The 1,185-nt window shown below is 75.7% G+C and carries 1 protein-coding gene and 1 pseudogene; both read left to right on the plus strand.

What is annotated here, in order from left to right:
• Positions 1–678 (plus strand): chorismate-binding protein (locus tag PROKR_RS11385; protein WP_036963152.1); only part of this gene is annotated, 678 nt, incomplete at its 5' end.
• Between the two features lie 51 nt (positions 679–729).
• Positions 730–1,185: pseudogene (locus tag PROKR_RS31545) on the plus strand (hypothetical protein); the annotation flags it as partial.

The raw sequence follows: 1,185 nt of genomic DNA on the forward strand, positions 1-1,185 counted from the left end.
GCACGCCTGGCCGCCGGCAACCCCGCGCCGCACGCGGCCGCCGTCCACGTGCCGGCCGCGACCGGGCTGGACCCCGTGTGGGTGGTCAGCGCCTCGCCCGAGCTGTACCTGTCCGTGACGGACGGGCCCGACGGGCTCGTCGTGGAGTCCGGTCCGATCAAGGGCACGGCGCGCACGCCCGACGGCCTGACCGAGAAGGACCGGGCCGAGAACGTGATGATCACCGACCTGGTGCGCAACGACCTGCAGACCGTCTGCCGCCCGGGCACTGTCGAGGTCACCTCGCTCCTCGCCGTGGAGGAGCACCCCGGGCTGGTGCACCTGGTCTCGCGCGTGCGCGGCACGCTGGCCGACGACGTCGTGCGTCCCGGCGAGCTGTGGCGCCGGCTGCTGGCCGGGACCTTCCCGCCCGGATCGGTCTCGGGCGCGCCGAAGTCCAGCGCGCTGCGCATCATCGGCGAGCTCGAGCCTGCTCCGCGCGGGCCTTATTGCGGGGCCGTAGGCTGGGTCGACGACGGCCGGGCGTCCCTGGCCGTCGGCATCCGCACCTTCTGGTGGGCCGACGGCGTGCTGCGGTTCGGCACGGGCGCCGGCATCACGTGGGGCTCCGACCCGGCGGCGGAGTGGCACGAGACCGAGCTGAAGGCGGAGCGGCTGGTGGCGCTGGCGTCGTCCTGACGGGACGGGCGGCCCGGGCCGGGTGTCGGAGGCCCGGGCTACCGTGGATCCGTGGCTCGTGTCCCTGGCCCCGGGGTCCCGGAGGTCCTCGCTCCCTATGTCACCGCAGTCGTACCGTACGACCTCGACATGGGAGCCCCGGGCGTGCACCGGGGCATGCCCGGCACCGGGCTGACGTTCGAGCTGCCGCTCGGCGAACCCATCGACGTCTCGTGGGCCGGGTCGGCCGGTTCCCGGCGACAGGCCTGGTCGTGCGTGTCCGGCCTGCACACCCGGCCCGCCGCCATCCACCACCGCGGGTACCAGCGCGGCATCAGCGTGACCCTCACGCTGCGCGGCGCCCGGGCGCTGCTCGGTGTGCCTGCGGGCGAGCTCGCCGGTGAGCTGACGAGCCTGCCGGAGGTCGCGCCGCACCTCGCGGACCTCCCCGAGATGCTCGCCGACTCCCCGGACGGCGCGACGGTCACGCGCGTCCTGGTCGACCGGCTCGCCCGGGCCGGCGAGCCG

This window comes from Promicromonospora kroppenstedtii DSM 19349, from assembly GCF_000515355.1.
GTDB lineage: Bacteria > Actinomycetota > Actinomycetes > Actinomycetales > Cellulomonadaceae > Promicromonospora > Promicromonospora kroppenstedtii.